Genomic DNA, 16,193 nt, shown 5'->3' with positions numbered 1-16,193 from the left:
AAATCGTGCCACCATCGCCGCCGCGGCGGCTACGCTCCCGGCGGATCAGGTCGGTCCGCCGGGCGGACGTGCACCACGTCGCCCGCGCTCAGCGTGTAGCGCTCCCCCTCCGACTCCACCTGCAGGTGCCCGAACTGGTCGACCCCCGTGGCCGTCCCGGTGACCGCCTGCCGGCCCGGCAGCTCCACCCTGACCCGCCGCCCGACCGTGGCGCTGGCCGCCAGGTACGCCGGGCGCAGCCCGCACGCCTCGGCGTCGCCCTTCGCGTCGGTCCACTCCCTGTAGTGGCTCTCGACCTCCCGGAGCACGGCCCTGAGCAGCGGGTCGCGGTCGAGGCAGGCCGCCTCCTCGATGCCCAGCGACGTGGCCGTCTCGACGGGCAGCTCCTCCGGCCTGAGCGACACGTTCAGGCCCATGCCGATGACGACGCCGCTCTCCGCCCGCTCGGCCAGGATCCCGGCCAGCTTGCGCTCGCCGATCAGCAGGTCGTTGGGCCATTTGACGCGTACGTCCACCTCGGCCAGGCGGCGCAGGGCGGAGGCGGCGGCGACGCCGTACAGGAGCGTCAGCCAGCCCTGCGCGGTGGCCGGCACGTCCGGTTTGAGGAGGATCGAGAACGTCAGGCCCGAGCGCGGCGGCGCCGTCCAGGTGCGGCCCAGCCGGCCGCGGCCCGCCAGCTGCGACTCCGCCACCAGCACCGTCCCCTCCGGGGCTCCGGCGTGGGCGGCCTCGGCGAGGTCGGCGTTGGTGGAGCCGGTGCTCTCCACGACGGTGATGCCGGTCCACAGGGAGCCGGGGCGGACCAGCGCGCGGTTGAGCGCCGCCTCGTTGAGCGGCGGGCGGTCGAGGTCGGAGTAACGCGAGTCGGGCATCCCTCTATCTTTGCAGCCAGGAGGAAGATGGAGAGATGAGCAAGCTCCTGGATCCGCGTAACTGGGCCTCTTGGCGACCGTTCGGCATCGGGCTGCGCAAGCCGAACAACTACCTGGAGCTGTGGAAGGCGTTCAGGTCGGTCAAGGGCAACCGGGGTTACGCGTGGCGGATACTCAACCAGGGCACGTGTGACGGGTGCGCGCTGGGCACCCAAGGCATGAGGGATTGGACGATGGACGAGATCCATCTGTGCAACATCAGGCTGCGGCTGCTGCCGCTGAACACGATGCCCGCCCTGGACACCACACTTTTGCGGGATATTTCTGGACTCGTCGGCAAGAAGAGCGCCGAGCTCCGCGAGCTGGGGCGGCTGCCGTACCCCATGCTGCGCCGCGCGGGCGAGCCCGGCTTCACCCGGATCTCCTGGGACGAGGCGCTGCGCGTGGCCGCGGACGGCCTGCGGGACGCGCGCTTCGGGGCCTACCTGACCAGCCGCGGCGTGCCGAACGAGAACTACTACGCGGCCCAGAAGGCCGTGCGCGCGCTCGGCACCAACAGCGTCGACAACGCCGCCAGGATCTGCCACTCGCCCTCCACGGTCGCGCTCAAGCAGACCATCGGCGCGGCGGCCACGACCTGCTCGTACACCGACTGGATCGGCTCCGACCTGATCGTCTTCATCGGCTCCAACCCGTCGAACAACCAGCCGGTCGCGATGAAGTACCTCTACCACGCCAAGAAGGCCGGCACCCGGATCGCGATGGTCAACGCCTATCGCGAGCCCGGCATGGACAAGTACTGGGTGCCGTCGAACGCCGAGTCCGCCGTGTTCGGCACGAAGATCACCGACGAGTTCTTCGGCGTGAACGTGGGCGGCGACATCGGCTTCCTCAACGGCGTGCTCAAGCACCTGATCGAGAACGACTGGGTGGACAAGGAGTTCGTCGACCAGCGGACCACGGGCTTCGAGGAGCTGCGCCGGGAGCTCGCGGGGCAGACGTGGGAGGAGCTGGAGGCGCTGTCCGGGGCCTCCCGCGACGACATGCTCCGCCTGGCTACGCTGCTGGGCGAGGCCAGGTCGGCGGTGCTGGTGTGGTCGATGGGCATCACGCAGCACAGCTACGGCGAGGACAACGTCCGCTCGATCGTGAACCTGGCGCTGGCCAGGGGCTTCGTCGGGCGCGACAAATGCGGGCTGATGCCGATCCGGGGGCACAGCGGCGTGCAGGGCGGGGCCGAGATGGGCGCGTACGCGACCGGCCTGCCCGGCGGGCTGCCGATCACGCCAGAGAATGCCGCGAAATTTACGGAGATGTGGGGGTTCGAGGTCCCGACCACGCCCGGTCTGACCGCGACCGACATGATCGACGCGGCCCACCGCGGCGAGCTCGACGCGCTGGTGTCGAGCGGCGGCAACTTCCTGGAGGTCCTGCCCGACCCGGCCTACTGCCGCGAGGCCCTGTCGCGGCTGCGGCTGCGGGTGCACATCGACATCGTGCTGTCGTCGCAGATGCTGGTTCCGGGCGAGGGCGACGTGCTGCTGCTGCCCGCGCAGACCCGCTACGAGATGGTCGGCGGCGTGACCGAGACCTCCACCGAGCGCCGGATCATCTTCTCCCCCGAGGTCGAGGGGCCGCGCATCGGCGAGGCGTGGCCGGAATGGAAGATCTTCACGGAGCTGGCCGCCCGCACAAACCCCGAAATTTCGTCAAAAATCGCCTTCACTGGCACTCCGCAGATCCGGGCCGAGATCGAGCGCGCCGTCCCCTTCTACCGAGGCATCGCCGACCTGCGGAAGTTCGGCGACAACGTCCAGTACGGCGGCCGCCACCTGTTCGCCGACGGCCGCTTCCAGACCCCCGACGGGCTGGGCCGCTTCAGCGTCGTCCGGCCTCCGGCGCTGAAGCGCCCCGACGGCGCCTTCATGGTGGCCACCAGGCGCGGCAAACAGTTCAACAGCATGGTCCACGAGCGCCGCGACGGCTTCAACGGCGCGATGCGCGAGGCCGTGCTGATGAGCGAGTACGACGCCGACCGCCTGGGCCTGCCCGACGGCGCCCCGGTCGAGCTGCGCTCCGGCGAGCGCACCTACCGCGGCAAGATCCTGCGGGCCCCGCTCATGCCGGGCAACCTGCAGATCCACTGGCCGGAGGGCAACGTCCTGCTGGACGAGTCCCGCCGCTCCCCGGACGCGCGGATCCCCGACTACAACGCCCTCGTCACCGTGCGGCCGCTGTGAGCACGCGTCCCGGGCCCACCACGCGCATCAGGATCATGGAGCTGTCCGGCTCCGCCACCAGGGAGCGGCGCGACTACCTGGCCACCGAGGAGCCGCTGGAGATCCGGCTCACCGCGCCCGACGGCACGCGCAAGACCATGGCCATCACCATGCGGACCCCCGGGCACGACTTCGAGCTGGCCGCCGGGTTCCTGCACGGCGAGGGCCTGGCCGGTCCCGGCGACATCGCCGCCATCGCGTACTGCACCGACGAGGACCTCCCGCCCGAGGCCCGCTACAACACGGTGACCGTGCGCCTGCGCGGCCCCATCCCCGACCTGCCCGCGCTGGACCGCCACTTCCTCACCTCCAGCGCGTGCGGCGTCTGCGGCTCGGCCAGCCTGGAGGCGCTGCACGACCGCTGCAAGCCGGTCCCCAGGGGCCGGCTCGACCTCACCCCCGAGCTCCTGTACGGGCTGCCTGACGCGTTGCGCGCCGCCCAGGGCGGGTTCGGCAAGACCGGCAGCCTGCACGCGGCCGGGCTGTTCTCGGCCACGGGCACGCTGGTGGCGGTGCGGGAGGACGTGGGCCGCCACAACGCGGTGGACAAGCTGGTCGGCTGGGCGGGGCTGAACGAGCGGCTGCCGCTGGCCGAGCACGTGCTCATGGTCAGCGGGCGGACCAGCTACGAGATCATGCAGAAGGCCCTGGCCGCCGGGATCCCGGCGGTGTGCGCGGTCTCGGCGCCGTCGTCGCTCGCGGTGGAGCTGGCCAGGGAGTTCGGCATCACGCTCGTGGGGTTCCTGCGCGGAGAGCGCTGCAACGTCTACGCGGGATCGGAGCGGATTCTAGTGGAATGAATCATTCCGTTCTGCTATTCTGGAACAGAACAAACCGTTCCGCACGTTCCGGGAGCCTTCCATGAGCATCAGCCCCTTCCGCGTCGAGATCTCCCAGGCCGACCTCGACGACCTCCAGGCCCGCCTCGCCCTGACCCGCTTCACCCACGAGATCCCCGGCGTCGACCAGGGCGTCAGCGTCGAGCGGGTCAAGCGCCTGGTCGGCTACTGGCGGGACGGCTTCGACTGGCGCGCGCAGGAGGCCAGGCTCAACGCCCACCCGCAGTTCACCACCGAGATCGACGGCCAGAACATCCACTTCATCCACGTACGCAACGACAACCCCGACGCCCTGGCGCTGATCCTCACCCACGGCTGGCCCGGCTCGATCGCCGAGTACCTCGACGCCATCGAGCCCCTGTCACGCCACTTCCACCTGGTCATCCCGTCGGTCCCCGGCTACGGCTTCTCCGGCCCCACCGTCGAGCTGGGCTGGAACAACCAGCGCATCGCCAGGGCGTGGGCCGAGCTGATGGCCCGCCTCGGCTACACCCGCTACGGCGCGGTCGGGAACGACGGCGGCTCGATGATCTCGCCCGAGCTCGGCAGGATCGACCCCGACCACGTCGTGGGCGTGCACGTCACGCAGCTGTTCTCCTTCCCCTCCGGCGACCCGGCCGAGTTCGCCGGGCTGAGCGAGGAGGACCAGGCCGGGCTGGCCGTGCTCGACTGGTTCTGGAAGGAGAAGGGCGCCTTCAACGTGCTGCACTCGCAGCAGCCGCAGACCCTCGCCCACGCCCTCGCCGACTCCCCCGCCGGGCTCCTGGGCTGGCTCGTGCAGCTCTTCGACGAGGACCTGGACGACGACTTCGTGCTCACCAGCGCCGCGATCTACTGGTTCACCGGGACCGCCGGCTCGGCCATCCGGCAGTACTGGGAGAACGCCCGCGCGGAGCAGCCCAAGGAGCCCACCACCGTTCCGACCGCGCTGGCGATGGCCGAGGGCGACTTCACGTCGATCCGCCGATTCGCCGAGCGCGACCACGCCAACATCGTCTCCTGGAAGACGCTGCCGGCCCCGGCGCACGGCCACTACACCGCGCACACCGCGACGGAGGCCCTCACCTCCGACGTCATCGCCTTCTTCGAGGGCCTCCGCTAGACCGCCGGATCAGCCGGTGTTCTGCAGGCCCGCGGCGACGCCGTTGACCGACAGGAGCAGGAGCGTGGACAGGCGTTCGCGCTCCTGCTCCGACGGGTTGCCGGTGCGCAGCGCGCGCAGGGCCCGCAGCTGGAGGTGGGAGAGCGCGTCCACGTACGGGTCGCGGAGCTGGACGGCGCGCGAGAGCACCTTCCGGTTCTCCAGCAGCCGCGTGTGGCCGGTGACCCGCAGCACCAGGTCGCGGGTCCGGTCGTACTCCTCCAGCACCTGCTGGGCAAAGTCCTCCCGGCCGCCCAGCGCCAGGTAGCGCTTGGCGATCGAGCGGTCGGTCTTGGCCAGCGACATCTCGGCGTTGTCCAGCATCGCGTTGAACAGCGGCCACTCCGCGTACGCCGCCCGCAGCTCCTCCAGGGAGCCGACCGAGGCCAGCCCGGTGCCGAGGCCGTACCAGCCGGGCAGGTTGACCCGCGTCTGCGCCCACGCGAACACCCACGGGATCGCCCGCAGGTCGTCGAGCGAGCGCGGCGCGCCGAGCCCGCGGCGCGCCGGGCGCGAGCCCAGGCGCAGCGTGCCGATCTCCTCCAGCGGGCTGACCAGGCCGAACCATTCGGGGAAGCCCGGCGCCTCGGTCAGCGCGCGGTACGCCTGCTCCGACGCCGTCGCCACCTGCTCGGCCAGGCCCCGGAAGCGCTCGGCGGCGGCCGCCGTACGGGAGCCGACCGTGGGCGAGGAGGCCATCAGCACGGCGTTGGCCACCTGCTCCAGGTGGCGGCGGGCGATGGCGATGTGGCCGTAGCGGGCGAAGATGACCTCACCCTGCTCGGTGACCTTGAACCGGCCGGCGACCGAGCCCGGCGCCTGGGCCAGCACCGCACGGTTGGCCGGGCCGCCACCACGGCCCAGCGCGCCGCCACGGCCGTGGAACATCCGCAGCTTCACGTCGTGCTTGGCCGCCCAGGCCGTCAGCTCCTCCTGAGCCTCGTAGAGCCGGAGCGTGGCGGCCGCGGGGCCGAGCTCCTTGGCCGAGTCGGAGTAGCCCAGCATGATCTCCATGCGCCGCCCGTTGGTCTCCAGGCGCGCCCGCATCGCCGGGATCTCGAGCATCCCGGTCAGCACGTCCGGCGAGTTGGCCAGGTCCTGGCCCGACTCGAACAGCGGCACGACGTCGAGCACCGGCGCCCGCTCGCCGAGCGCGTGCCTGGCCAGCTCGTAGACGGCCGCGATGTCGTCGGCCGAGCGGGTGAAGGAGACCACGTAGCGGGAGCAGGCCGTGACCCCGAACCGCTCCTGGATCCAGGCGATCACCCGGATCGTGGCCAGCACCTCCTCGGTGCGCTCCGACAGCTCGCCACCGGCCCTGATCTCCTCCAGGGCGGCCGCGTGCACCTGGGAGTGCTGGCGCACCTCCAGCTCGGCCAGGTGGAAGCCGAACGTCTCGACCTGCCAGATGAGGTGCTGCAGCTCCCCGTACGCCTGCCGCGGCGCCGAGGCGGCCAGCGACTCCTGCGCCACGCGCAGGTCGTCCAGCAGCTCGGCCGGCGCGCGGTAGGCCAGGTCGAGATCGCGGCGGCGGGTCGCGGCGATGCGCGCGGCCACGAACAGCAGCCACTGCCGGTGCGGCTCGCGCGGCGAGCGGGTGGCCAGCTCGGAGACCACGTCGGGATAGGCGTCCATGGCCTCGGCCAGCGCCGACTTGAGCGCGGGCGAGGGCGCGGCGAGCTGGACGGAGGAGGTCAGCGTGCGGGCGATGCGCGTGCAGGCGGTCTCCAGGGCCGTCAGCACGTGCTCGGACTGGATCTGGATGGTCTCGCGGGTGACCCTGGCCGTGACATTGGGGTTGCCGTCGCGGTCGCCGCCGATCCAGCTGCCGTACCGGATGAACGGCCTGGCCTGCGGCGGGCGCGTGCCGGTGCGCTCGTCGAGCGCGGCGTCCAGCGAGCGGTAGACCTGCGGCACCATGCGGAACAGCGTCTCGTCGAAGGCGGCCATCGCGGTGCGCACCTCGTCGAGCGGGTCGAGCTTGGTCGAGCGGAGTTGGGCCGTGCGCCACAGGAGGTCGATCTCCTCCAGCATGCGGCGCTTGTTCTCGGCGCGCTCGCTGGCGCCGCGGCCGGGCGTGTTGTACTCGGTGAGCTGGCCGCTGATGCGCTGGATGGCGGTGACGACCGCGCGCCTGCGTGCCTCGGTGGGGTGGGCGGTGAGCACCGGGTGCAGCTCCAGGCCCTCCAGCAGCTCGGAGACCCGCTCGTGGCCCAGCTCCTGTACGGCCTGGGCCAGCGACTCCCGCTGGACCCTGCCCTCGGCGTCCCGCTCGCGTAGTGTGCGGATCCGGTAGTGTTCCTCGGCCAGGTTGGCCAGGTGGAAATAGCAGGTGAACGCGCGGGCGACCGCCACGGCCCGCTCGATCTCCCATTCGGCGACCATGGCGGTGATCTCGTCGGCCGAGACCTCGCCCTTACGTGCTGCGATGACTGCCTTGCGCAGCCGTTCGACGTCGGCCAGCAGGTCTTCGCCACCCTGTTCGGCGAGCACCTGGCCGAGCAGTTTGCCGAGCAGCCGCACATCGTGGCGTAGCTCGTCCGGCATCTCGGTAACGGCGGCGCTGCGACGCTCGAGCCCCTGGTCAATCATGTTTCGAAGGGTATCGAGTCGCTCCGGGAAGCCGTAGACCGGTCTCGCCCATTGGACTAGACCATTCAACTACCTTTGGAAACGGCCCCCAGCAGCTCCGGCATCCGGGCGAATCCGATCCTGGCGGCCAGGCGCCTGCCGAGCGTCTCCGCCAGCACCCCGTAGAACGGCGCCACCGCGCACACCCAGAACCAGCCGAACGCCAGCGGCACCACGAACGGCAGCGACAGCAGCGCGATGCCGAGCGTGGCCCCCATGGCGGAGGCGAACGCCTGGCCGCCCTGCCCGGGCGCGGCGCCGCTGAAGGCGTTCATCCGCTCGGGCACGGTGTACGGGACCACCACGCTGGTCACCGACCCGACGCCGAGCCCGATGCCGAGCGCGCCCCACCCGGCCAGCGCCGCCGGGACGATCATGCCGGGATGGCCGGTGAACAGGCCGGTGGCCACCGCGATCACGGTGAGCAGCGGCACGGCGATCAGCACGTTGGCCAGGTGGCGCCCGGCCAGGTCGATGGCCAGCCCGCGCTCGGAGCCGAACACCACGGCGTTCATCCACAACGAGCGGCCGTCGATGCCGAACGCGTTGCCCGACTGCAGCGCGATCATCAGGGCGCCGACGCAGGTGAGCACGATCGGCACGCCCTCCGCGCCGCCCGTGTTCCTGCTCAGCGAGAACGCCAGCACGGCGGTGACCACGACCGCGCTGAACCAGCCGACCCGGAACCTAGGCTCCCGCCTGATGTACTTCAGTTCCTTCGTCACCACGGCCGCCAGCGGCCCGTCCGGCAGGAACCTGTCGACCAGGCCGCTCTCCTTGCGCACGGACGCGGCCTGGGTGGAGACGTCGGGCGTCACCAGGGCCCGGCCCAGCGCCTTGATCCACAGCAGGCCCAGCACCACCACGATCACGGCCACCAGCGCCAGCTCGGCCAGCCCGGCCAGGCCGCCGTCGGCCATCGCGTGCGCCGCCATGCCCGGCGGCGTCCACCGGAGCACGCCCGCCAGCTGGCGCAGCATGGCCTCGGGGTCGCCGAGGCCGCGGTTCATCACGAGGTTGGGCAGCTGCGCGAGCACCACCACCAGCAGCGCGGCCACGGCCAGCACGTCACGGCCCCGCCGGGTGCGCAGCGCGCTGGAGAGCGAGGTGGTGATCAGCCGCGACGTCACCACGCACAGCGCGAACTGCAGCAGCGCGGCCGGCACCCCGAGCAGCACGCCGCCGACGCCCGTCGCCACCCCCACCAGCGCGCCGGCCGTGACGATCAGCATGGCCAGCGGCCAGACCCCGGTCACGGACGCGGTGAACATGCCGACCGCCAGCTGCCCGGTGCGCAGCGGCAGGAGCGACAGCTTCGCCGGGTCGAGCGTGTCGTCCAGGCCGAACGCCATCAGCGGCACGATCATCCAGCCGATCAGGAAGGACGTGAACGCGATGATCACCAGGTCGGCGGCGATGTCGTGGGGCGCCAGCCGGAGCAGGCTCATCAGGAAGAAGCCGAGCACAGCCAGGCCGGTGGCGATGAGCAGGGTGAAGACGAAGCCGAGCTTGCGCTGGAGGTCTCCGCGCAGGTTTCCGGCCAGCAACCGGAGCTTGAGCTGCGCGAACAGGGCCACGGTGGTCAACGGGACTCCTCGGGTGTCACCTGGGGTTGGCGCCGAGCCACGTGAGGCCCTCGCCGTTGTCGCGCGATCCGCCGACCAGCTCCAGGAACGCCTGGTTGAGGCTGCGCCCGCCGCGTACGTCCGCCAGCGGGCCCTGCGCCACGATGTGGCCCGCGCTCATCACCGACACCCAGTCGCACAGCCGCTCGACCAGGTCCATCACGTGGCTGGAGAAGATCACCGTCGAGCCGGACGCCGTGAAGCGCCGGAGCACGTCGGTGAGCGTGTTGGCGCTGACCGGGTCGACGCCCTCGAACGGCTCGTCCAGGAAGAGCACGGACGGGTTGTGCAGCAGCGCGGCGGCCAGGCCGATCTTCTTGCGCATGCCGGTGGAGTAGTCGACGACGAGCTTGTCGGCGGCCTCGGTCAGGTCCATCACGGCCAGCAGCTCGCCCGCGCGCTGCTCGACGTCGCCCTTGGGGATGCCGCGCAGCCGGCCGTTGTAGAGGAGCAGCTCGCGGCCCGACAGCCGCTCGAACAGCCGCAGCCCCTCCGGCAGCACCCCGATGCGCGTCTTGACCTCCACGGGGTCGCGCCACACGTGGAACCCGTCGACCTCGGCCGTGCCGCCGTCGGGCCGGAGCAGCCCGGTGATCATGCTGAGCGTGGTGGTCTTGCCCGCGCCGTTGGGCCCGACCAGGCCCGCGAAACTCCCCGACGGCACCACCAGATCGACGCCCGCCACCGCGACCTGCGGCCCGTAGCGCTTGAACAGCCCGTGCGTGCGAACCGCATCCGTCATGGATCCACTCTAGGAGGAAGGACTAGCCTTGCGCGCATGAGCACTGCTGCCGAGGAGCTGCCGGACAGGCCGGACATTCACACCACCCCCGGGAAGATCGCCGACCTGGAGCGGCGGCTCGACGAGGCCGCGCACGCGGGCTCCGCGGAGGCCGTGGACAAGCAGCACGCCAAGGGCAAGATGACCGCCAGGGAGCGGGTGCTCGCGCTGCTGGACGAGGGCTCGTTCGTGGAGTTCGACGAGTTCGCCAGGCACCGGTCGACGATGTTCGGGCTGGAGAGGCGGCGGCCGTACGGCGACGGCGTCATCACCGGGCACGGCACGGTCGACGGCCGGCAGGTGTGCGTGTTCTCGCAGGACGTGACGGTGTTCGGCGGCTCGCTCGGCGAGGTGTACGGCGAGAAGATCGTCAAGGTGCTCGACCTGGCGATCAAGACCGGGTGCCCGATCATCGGCATCAACGAGGGCGGCGGCGCGCGCATCCAGGAAGGCGTGGTCGCGCTCGGCCTCTACGCGGAGATCTTCAAGCGCAACGTGCACGCGTCCGGCGTGATCCCGCAGATCTCGCTCATCATGGGCGCCGCGGCCGGCGGGCACGTCTACTCCCCCGCGCTGACCGACTTCGTGGTGATGGTGGATCAGACGTCCCAGATGTTCATCACCGGGCCCGACGTCATCAAGACGGTGACGGGCGAGGAGGTCACGTTCGAGGAGCTCGGCGGGGCGCACACGCACAACACGAAGTCGGGCGTGGCCCACTACCAGGCCACCGACGAGGACGACGCGCTGGAGTACGTCAAGGCGCTGCTGTCGTACCTGCCGTCGAACAACCTGGACGAGGCCCCCGCCTTCGAGCCCGCCACCGACCTGGAGCCCGATCCGGAGCTCGACGGGCTGATCCCCGACTCGGCCAACCAGCCGTACGACATGCACCGGGTCATCGAGCACGTGCTGGACGACGGGGAGTTCCTGGAGGTCCACGCGCTGTTCGCGCCGAACATCGTGGTCGGGTACGGCCGGGTGGACGGCCAGCCGGTCGGGGTCGTGGCCAACCAGCCCATGCATTTCGCCGGATGTCTGGATATCAACGCATCGGAGAAGGCCGCCCGATTTATTCGAACATGTGATGCCTTTAATATTCCGATACTGACATTTGTGGATGTGCCGGGATTCCTCCCAGGAACCGATCAGGAATGGAACGGAATCATCCGGCGGGGCGCCAAGCTCCTCTACGCCTACGCCGAGGCCACCGTGCCGCTGATCACGGTGATCACGCGCAAGGCGTACGGCGGCGCGTACGACGTCATGGGCTCCAAGCACCTCGGCGCGGACGTCAATCTGGCCTGGCCGACGGCCCAGATCGCGGTCATGGGAGCACAGGGCGCGGTCAACATCCTCTACCGGCGCGAACTCGCCGCCTCCGACGACGCCGAGGCCGAGCGCGCCCGGCTCGTCACCGAGTACGAGGACACGCTGGCCAATCCGTACATCGCGGCCGAGCGCGGCTATGTGGACGCGGTGATCCGGCCGTCCGAGACCCGGGTTCAGGTCGTCAGGGCGCTGAGGGCCCTCAGGAACAAGCGGGCGACGCTCCCGCCGAAGAAGCATGGGAACATCCCGCTATGACGCCAGAGCTGCGAATTGTCCGGGGGGACGCCACGCCCGAGGAGATCGCGGCGTTGGTGGCCGTCCTCGTCGCGCGGCAGAGCTCGCACGCCGAACCCGAGGCGTCTCCGGAGCCGCGTCGGCAAAGGTGGCGAAACCCAGCCAGAGGTATGCGTAAGCCTGTCGTCCCAGGGAAGTCGGCATGGCGGATGAGCGCTCTACCCTAGATAGATCCTGAGAATCGGGTGTCAAGTTCCCCGGGAGTTGGGACTATCTAGAGAAAGTAGGCGTATATAGTCAGCCGATCAACTAACACCGCGGCCTGGAGGACGACATGGCCATCCCAGACCTCATGCCGCATCCTGTGGCAGCCAAGTACGCCGTCCTGGTGGATGTCGGTTATCTGTACGCGGCGGCGGGTGAAGTGCTGCTCGGTGCGAAGGAACGCAAGGAATATCGGGTGGCCGCCGATGAACTCATCCAGAGTCTACAGAAACATGCAGAGGAACGTACTTCCGGCGAACTTCTGCGGATCTATTGGTATGACGCCGCCCGTGACCGTGTGCCCACCGTCGACCAGCGGGTCATCGCCCAGCTCCCGTGGGTCAAGGTGCGGCTTGGCAACCTGAACGCCCGTGGCCAGCAGAAAGGCGTGGACGCGCAGATCAGGAGCGATCTGGAGGCGCTGGCCCGACATCATGCGGTGACCGACACCATCCTGCTGGCAGGCGATGAGGACATGGTTCCGGCGGTCGAGGCGGCGCAGGCGTACGGAGTGCGGATCCACCTGTGGGGCGTCGAGCCGCCGTACGGCACCAACCAGGCCGAGCGCCTGGTGTGGGAGTCCGACACCGTGGAAGTGATCTCCGCTGATTTCCTGAGGCCCTTTTTCAGCCGTGCTCCCCAGCCCGTACCGGTCACTCCGCCGGCCGTGGCCCCGTCGCCCGCCCAGGTCTTCGCCGGGCGCACGCCGGTCAAGCCGCACGCCAAGCCGGGCCAGGTGGCCAAGCTCGGGCCGAGCCGCCCGCGCGTGGAGGACGTGGGCGAGCACGTGGCACAGAAGTGGATCCTCACGCGTGGCCGCGACAACATCCGCGACCTGCTGCCGGGGCCCATCCTGCCGACCGTGATCGACACCGAGCTGCTGATCGAGGCGGAGAAGGAGCTTGGCCACTCGCTGCGGCCCTACCCGGAGGCCCGGGTGTGGCTGCGTGACGGCTTCTGGGCCCGGGTCTACCGGGAGTTCGACCTGGGAGTGGGCATCTCGTCGAAGTAGCCGTGCGCCGGGTGTCCGATTTCCGCAGGTCACCCGGCTCGGCCTGCTGACCTGCCGTTCGACGCTCACGTCCGATTTCCGCCAGTCAGCGCCTTCGGAGAGCGCCTAGTGTCGGAGGCATGTCACCACTCCAGCTCGACTTCGACTCCTGCTACCGGGCCGTCTCGGCCAGGGACGCCCGGTTCGACGGGCGGTTCTACACGGCGGTGACGACGACGCGCATCTACTGCCGTCCGATCTGTCCGGCCCGTACGCCGTCCTCCAGGAACGTGCGCTTCTACCGGCACGCGGCCTCGGCCGAGGCCGCGGGGTTCCGGCCATGCAAGCGGTGCCGTCCGGAGCTCTCGCCCGGCGACCCGGGCTGGGACGTGCGCGGCGACCTGGTCGGCCGGGCGCTGCGGCTGATCGACGACGGCGCGGCGGACGAGCGGGGCGTGGGCGGGCTGGCCCAGCGGCTGCACATCACCGAGCGGCACCTGCACCGGCTGTTCGTGGCCGAGCTGGGCGTCGGGCCGCTGGCGGTCGCGCGGACCAAGCGGCTGCTGCTGGCCAAGCAGTTGCTGACGGAGACGGGGCTGCCGGTCACGGAGGTGGCGTTCGCGGCCGGGTTCGGGAGCGTGCGGCAGTTCAACGCGACGATGCGGGAGACGTACGGCTTCACGCCCAGCGAGCTGCGGGCCACGGCGGGGCCACGGGTCTGCGACGCGACGCTGCGGCTGCGGCTGCACCGGCGCGAGCCGTACGACGTGGATGGGGTCTTCGCGTTCCTGGCGGCCCGCGCCATTCCGGGGCTGGAGGTGGCGGACCGGACGTCGTATGAGCGAGCCGTACCAGGTGGGACGATCACGCTCACACCACGGCAGGACCACATAGCCCTGGACGTCGTGATGGACGACACGCGGCAGCTCGCCCGCGTCGTGGCGCGCTGCCGCCGCCTCCTCGACCTCGACGCCGACCCCTCCGCCATTTCGGAGATCCTGGAGCAGACCTCGCTCGGGCCCCTGGTGACGGCCCGTCCGGGGCTGCGGGTGCCGGGCGCGTTCGACGGCTTCGAGCTGGCCGTACGCGCGGTGGTGGGCCAGCAGATCTCGGTGGCCGGCGCCCGCACCCTCCTCGGCCGCATCGTCGCCAAGGCCCCCGGCCCGCTCTTCCCCACCCCCGCCGAGCTCCTGGAGACGGACCTGACCGGCGTGGGCCTGACCAACCGCCGGATCGACACGCTCAGGCACCTGGCCGGCCACCTGGTGGAGGGCCGCCTGGACCTCGACGGCGGTCAGGATCCCGCCGAGGCGGTGTCGGACCTGCTCGAAGTCCCGGGCATCGGCCCGTGGACGGCCAGCTACATCGCGCTCCGGGCGCTGCGCGACCCGGACGCGTGGCCCACGGGCGACCTCGTGCTCAAGAAGCGCATGGCCTGCCTGGGCATCCCCGACGACCACATCGAGCGGTGGCGGCCCTGGCGGGCCTACGCCGCCCTGCACCTTTGGAGCTCATCATGATCGCTGCCCAGCTCATCCCGACCCCGGTGGGGCCGCTGTCCCTGCTGTCCCGCGAGGGGGTCGTGGTGGCGGCCGGCTTCACCGCCGACCCGACGGAGATGTTCGTGCGCCTCACGCCCGAGCTGCAGTCGGAGGGCCTGGAGGTCGTGGACGACCTCGGGGCCGCCTCCGCGGCGGTCCGGGCGTACCTGGCCGGGGATCTGGACGCCCTGGACGCCGTCCAGGTCTCCCAGCCGGGTACGGCCACCCGCAAGCGGCTCCACGCCACGTTGCGCGAGGTCAAGGCGGGGACCACGGTCTCGTACGCGGAGCTGGCCGAGCGGGCCGGCATGCCCAGGACGGCCGCCCGGGCGGCCGGCTCGGCCTGCGCGCAGAACCTCATCGCGCCGTTCGTCCCCTGCCACCGGGTGCTGCCCAGCGGCGGAGGCTACGGCGGCTACTACTACGGCGTACCGGTCAAGGAGTGGCTGATCGCCCACGAATCCCGCGCCCTCTAGGTGGCGGGCACCAGGCGGCGGGCCTGGAGGCCCGCCGCCCCCGCCACGGCCAGCCCCGCCAGGCCCAGCAGGGCCGCGGTCCAGGCGGGGGCGGTGTAGCCGAAGCCGGCGTCGATGGTGAGGCCGGCCGCGAAGGAGCCGATCGCGTTGCCCAGGTTGAAGGCCCCGATGTTGGCCGCCGAGGCCAGCGTGGGAGCGCCGGCGGCGGCGTCCAGGACGCGGGTCTGCAGGGGCGGGACCGTGGCGAAGGCGGCCACGCCGAACAGCGTGATGGTGATCACGAAGGCCACCTGGCTGCCCGACACCAGGGCCACCGCCACGGCCAGCAGGGTGAGCAGGGCGACCGAGCCGTAGATGCTGGGCATGACCGTGCGGTCGGCGAGCTTGCCGCCGATCAGGTTGCCCGCCACGAGGCCGACCCCGAACAGGGCCATGACCACGGGCACGGCGCCGGGCGAGAAGCCGCCCACGCCGGTCATGATGGGCGCGATGAACGTGATGACGGCGAAGACCGGGGCGAAGCCGAAGACGGTCATCCCGAGGGCCAGCCAGACGCCGGCCTTGCGGAACGTCGCCAGCTCCCGCACGACGCTCCCGGTCGGGCGCGGCTGCCGGGGGACGAGGGCGACGACGCCGGCGAGACCGGCCACGCCGATCGCCACCACGACCCAGAACGTGGCCCGCCAGCCGAAGGCCTGACCGATCCAGGTGCCCAGGGGCACGCCCAGGACGTTGGCGAGCGTGAGTCCGGTGAACATCATGGCGATGGCGCTGGCCCGCTTCTTCGGCGCCACCAGCTCGGCGGCCACCACGGAGCCGACCCCGAAGTACGCGCCGTGCGCGAAGGCCGACAGGAAACGGCCGACCATCAGCACCGCGTACGAGGGCGCCAGCGCCGACAGCAGGTTCCCGGCGATGAACAGCACCATCAGCGACAACAGCATGGTCTTGCGCGACAGGCGCCCGCCGAGCATGGTCAGCGGCGGCCCGCCGACCGCCACACCCAGCGCGTAGCCGGACACGAGCAGGCCGGCGGCCGGGATGGTCACGTGGAAGTCGGCCGCCACCTCGGGCAGCAGCCCGTTGATGATGAACTCCGTGGTCCCGATGCCGAAGGCGCTGATCGCGAGGGCGAACAGGGCGAGAGGCATAGACTACTCCTCAGACGACGTTAGTAAGCGTGGACA

At 71.0% G+C, this 16,193-nt stretch carries 13 protein-coding genes; 8 read left to right on the top strand and 5 right to left on the bottom strand.

Annotation, left to right across the window (positions count from 1 at the left end):
* Positions 1-29: 29 nt before the first annotated feature.
* Complete coding sequence (locus ACIHFD_RS38810; protein WP_397371222.1) at positions 30-872, bottom strand: biotin--[acetyl-CoA-carboxylase] ligase; 843 nt, start codon at positions 870-872, stop codon at positions 30-32.
* Between the two features lie 35 nt (positions 873-907).
* Here ACIHFD_RS38810 and ACIHFD_RS38805 point away from each other — a divergent pair, with 35 nt between their 5' ends.
* The 3 genes from ACIHFD_RS38805 (at position 908) to ACIHFD_RS38795 (ending at position 5,092) form a co-directional block, all read left to right on the top strand.
* Positions 908-3,112 carry an FdhF/YdeP family oxidoreductase gene (locus ACIHFD_RS38805; RefSeq protein WP_397371221.1) on the top strand — a complete coding sequence of 735 codons (2,205 nt, stop codon included), beginning with the start codon at positions 908-910 and terminating at the stop codon, positions 3,110-3,112.
* On the top strand, positions 3,109-3,951 hold the full coding sequence (gene fdhD / locus ACIHFD_RS38800; protein ID WP_397371220.1) for a formate dehydrogenase accessory sulfurtransferase FdhD: 843 nt from the start codon (positions 3,109-3,111) through the stop codon (positions 3,949-3,951). Before ACIHFD_RS38805 ends, fdhD begins: the two co-directional genes overlap by 4 nt.
* Before the next feature lie 61 nt (positions 3,952-4,012).
* Entirely contained in the window at positions 4,013-5,092 is a 1,080-nt protein-coding gene (locus ACIHFD_RS38795) for an epoxide hydrolase family protein (RefSeq protein ID WP_363962418.1), read from the top strand.
* A gap of 9 nt (positions 5,093-5,101) precedes the next feature.
* Here the strand turns inward: ACIHFD_RS38795 and ACIHFD_RS38790 are convergent, their stop codons facing one another.
* From ACIHFD_RS38790 to ACIHFD_RS38780, 3 genes are all read right to left on the bottom strand, one after another.
* Positions 5,102-7,723 carry a phosphoenolpyruvate carboxylase gene (locus tag ACIHFD_RS38790; RefSeq protein WP_397371219.1) on the bottom strand — a complete coding sequence of 874 codons (2,622 nt, stop codon included), beginning with the start codon at positions 7,721-7,723 and terminating at the stop codon, positions 5,102-5,104.
* 65 nt (positions 7,724-7,788) lie between these two features.
* Positions 7,789-9,339: a hypothetical protein gene (locus ACIHFD_RS38785; RefSeq protein ID WP_397371237.1), complete on the bottom strand. Its 1,551-nt coding sequence runs from the start codon at positions 9,337-9,339 to the stop codon at positions 7,789-7,791.
* A 25-nt stretch (positions 9,340-9,364) separates the two neighbouring features.
* Positions 9,365-10,129, bottom strand: coding sequence for an ABC transporter ATP-binding protein (locus ACIHFD_RS38780; RefSeq protein WP_397371218.1), 765 nt, complete (start codon positions 10,127-10,129; stop codon positions 9,365-9,367).
* Between the two features lie 36 nt (positions 10,130-10,165).
* Between ACIHFD_RS38780 and ACIHFD_RS38775 the strand changes: the two genes are divergently transcribed.
* The 5 genes from ACIHFD_RS38775 to ACIHFD_RS38755 all read left to right on the top strand — a co-directional run bounded on the left by ACIHFD_RS38775 (position 10,166) and on the right by ACIHFD_RS38755 (position 15,006).
* On the top strand, positions 10,166-11,755 hold the full coding sequence (locus ACIHFD_RS38775) for an acyl-CoA carboxylase subunit beta (RefSeq protein ID WP_397371217.1): 1,590 nt from the start codon (positions 10,166-10,168) through the stop codon (positions 11,753-11,755).
* Complete coding sequence (locus ACIHFD_RS38770) at positions 11,752-11,961, top strand: acyl-CoA carboxylase subunit epsilon (protein WP_350728322.1); 210 nt, start codon at positions 11,752-11,754, stop codon at positions 11,959-11,961. Before ACIHFD_RS38775 ends, ACIHFD_RS38770 begins: the two co-directional genes overlap by 4 nt.
* 107 nt (positions 11,962-12,068) lie before the next feature.
* Entirely contained in the window at positions 12,069-13,010 is a 942-nt protein-coding gene (locus ACIHFD_RS38765; RefSeq protein ID WP_363962414.1) for an NYN domain-containing protein, read from the top strand.
* 119 nt (positions 13,011-13,129) lie between these two features.
* The gene (locus ACIHFD_RS38760; RefSeq protein WP_397371216.1) at positions 13,130-14,509 is read left to right on the top strand and encodes an AlkA N-terminal domain-containing protein; all 1,380 of its coding nucleotides are present in this window, start codon (positions 13,130-13,132) and stop codon (positions 14,507-14,509) included.
* On the top strand, positions 14,506-15,006 hold the full coding sequence (locus ACIHFD_RS38755) for a methylated-DNA--[protein]-cysteine S-methyltransferase (protein WP_397371215.1): 501 nt from the start codon (positions 14,506-14,508) through the stop codon (positions 15,004-15,006). The genes ACIHFD_RS38760 and ACIHFD_RS38755 overlap by 4 nt, the downstream gene beginning before the upstream one ends.
* Here ACIHFD_RS38755 and ACIHFD_RS38750 read toward each other — a convergent pair.
* Complete coding sequence (locus ACIHFD_RS38750) at positions 15,003-16,157, bottom strand: MFS transporter (RefSeq protein WP_397371214.1); 1,155 nt, start codon at positions 16,155-16,157, stop codon at positions 15,003-15,005. The genes ACIHFD_RS38755 and ACIHFD_RS38750 overlap by 4 nt on opposite strands.
* Positions 16,158-16,193 lie beyond the last annotated feature (36 nt).

The organism is Nonomuraea sp. NPDC051941 (assembly GCF_044593615.1).
The sequence above is the reverse complement of the archived record's forward strand: the minus strand, read 5'-3'. Positions and strand labels throughout refer to the sequence as shown.

Excerpts from the sequence above, each read along its gene's own strand:
- ACIHFD_RS38775 (WP_397371217.1), top strand. The coding sequence starts at position 10,166 with ATGAGCACTGCTGCCGAGGAGCTGCCGGACAGGCCGGACATTCACACC.
- ACIHFD_RS38760 (WP_397371216.1), top strand. The coding sequence starts at position 13,130 with ATGTCACCACTCCAGCTCGACTTCGACTCCTGCTACCGGGCCGTCTCG.
- ACIHFD_RS38780 (WP_397371218.1), bottom strand. The coding sequence starts at position 10,129 with ATGACGGATGCGGTTCGCACGCACGGGCTGTTCAAGCGCTACGGGCCG.
- ACIHFD_RS38755 (WP_397371215.1), top strand. The coding sequence starts at position 14,506 with ATGATCGCTGCCCAGCTCATCCCGACCCCGGTGGGGCCGCTGTCCCTG.
- ACIHFD_RS38770 (WP_350728322.1), top strand. The coding sequence starts at position 11,752 with ATGACGCCAGAGCTGCGAATTGTCCGGGGGGACGCCACGCCCGAGGAG.
- ACIHFD_RS38795 (WP_363962418.1), top strand. The coding sequence starts at position 4,013 with ATGAGCATCAGCCCCTTCCGCGTCGAGATCTCCCAGGCCGACCTCGAC.
- ACIHFD_RS38810 (WP_397371222.1), bottom strand. The coding sequence starts at position 872 with ATGCCCGACTCGCGTTACTCCGACCTCGACCGCCCGCCGCTCAACGAG.
- ACIHFD_RS38750 (WP_397371214.1), bottom strand. The coding sequence starts at position 16,157 with ATGCCTCTCGCCCTGTTCGCCCTCGCGATCAGCGCCTTCGGCATCGGG.
- ACIHFD_RS38805 (WP_397371221.1), top strand. The coding sequence starts at position 908 with ATGAGCAAGCTCCTGGATCCGCGTAACTGGGCCTCTTGGCGACCGTTC.
- ACIHFD_RS38765 (WP_363962414.1), top strand. The coding sequence starts at position 12,069 with ATGGCCATCCCAGACCTCATGCCGCATCCTGTGGCAGCCAAGTACGCC.
- ACIHFD_RS38790 (WP_397371219.1), bottom strand. The coding sequence starts at position 7,723 with ATGATTGACCAGGGGCTCGAGCGTCGCAGCGCCGCCGTTACCGAGATG.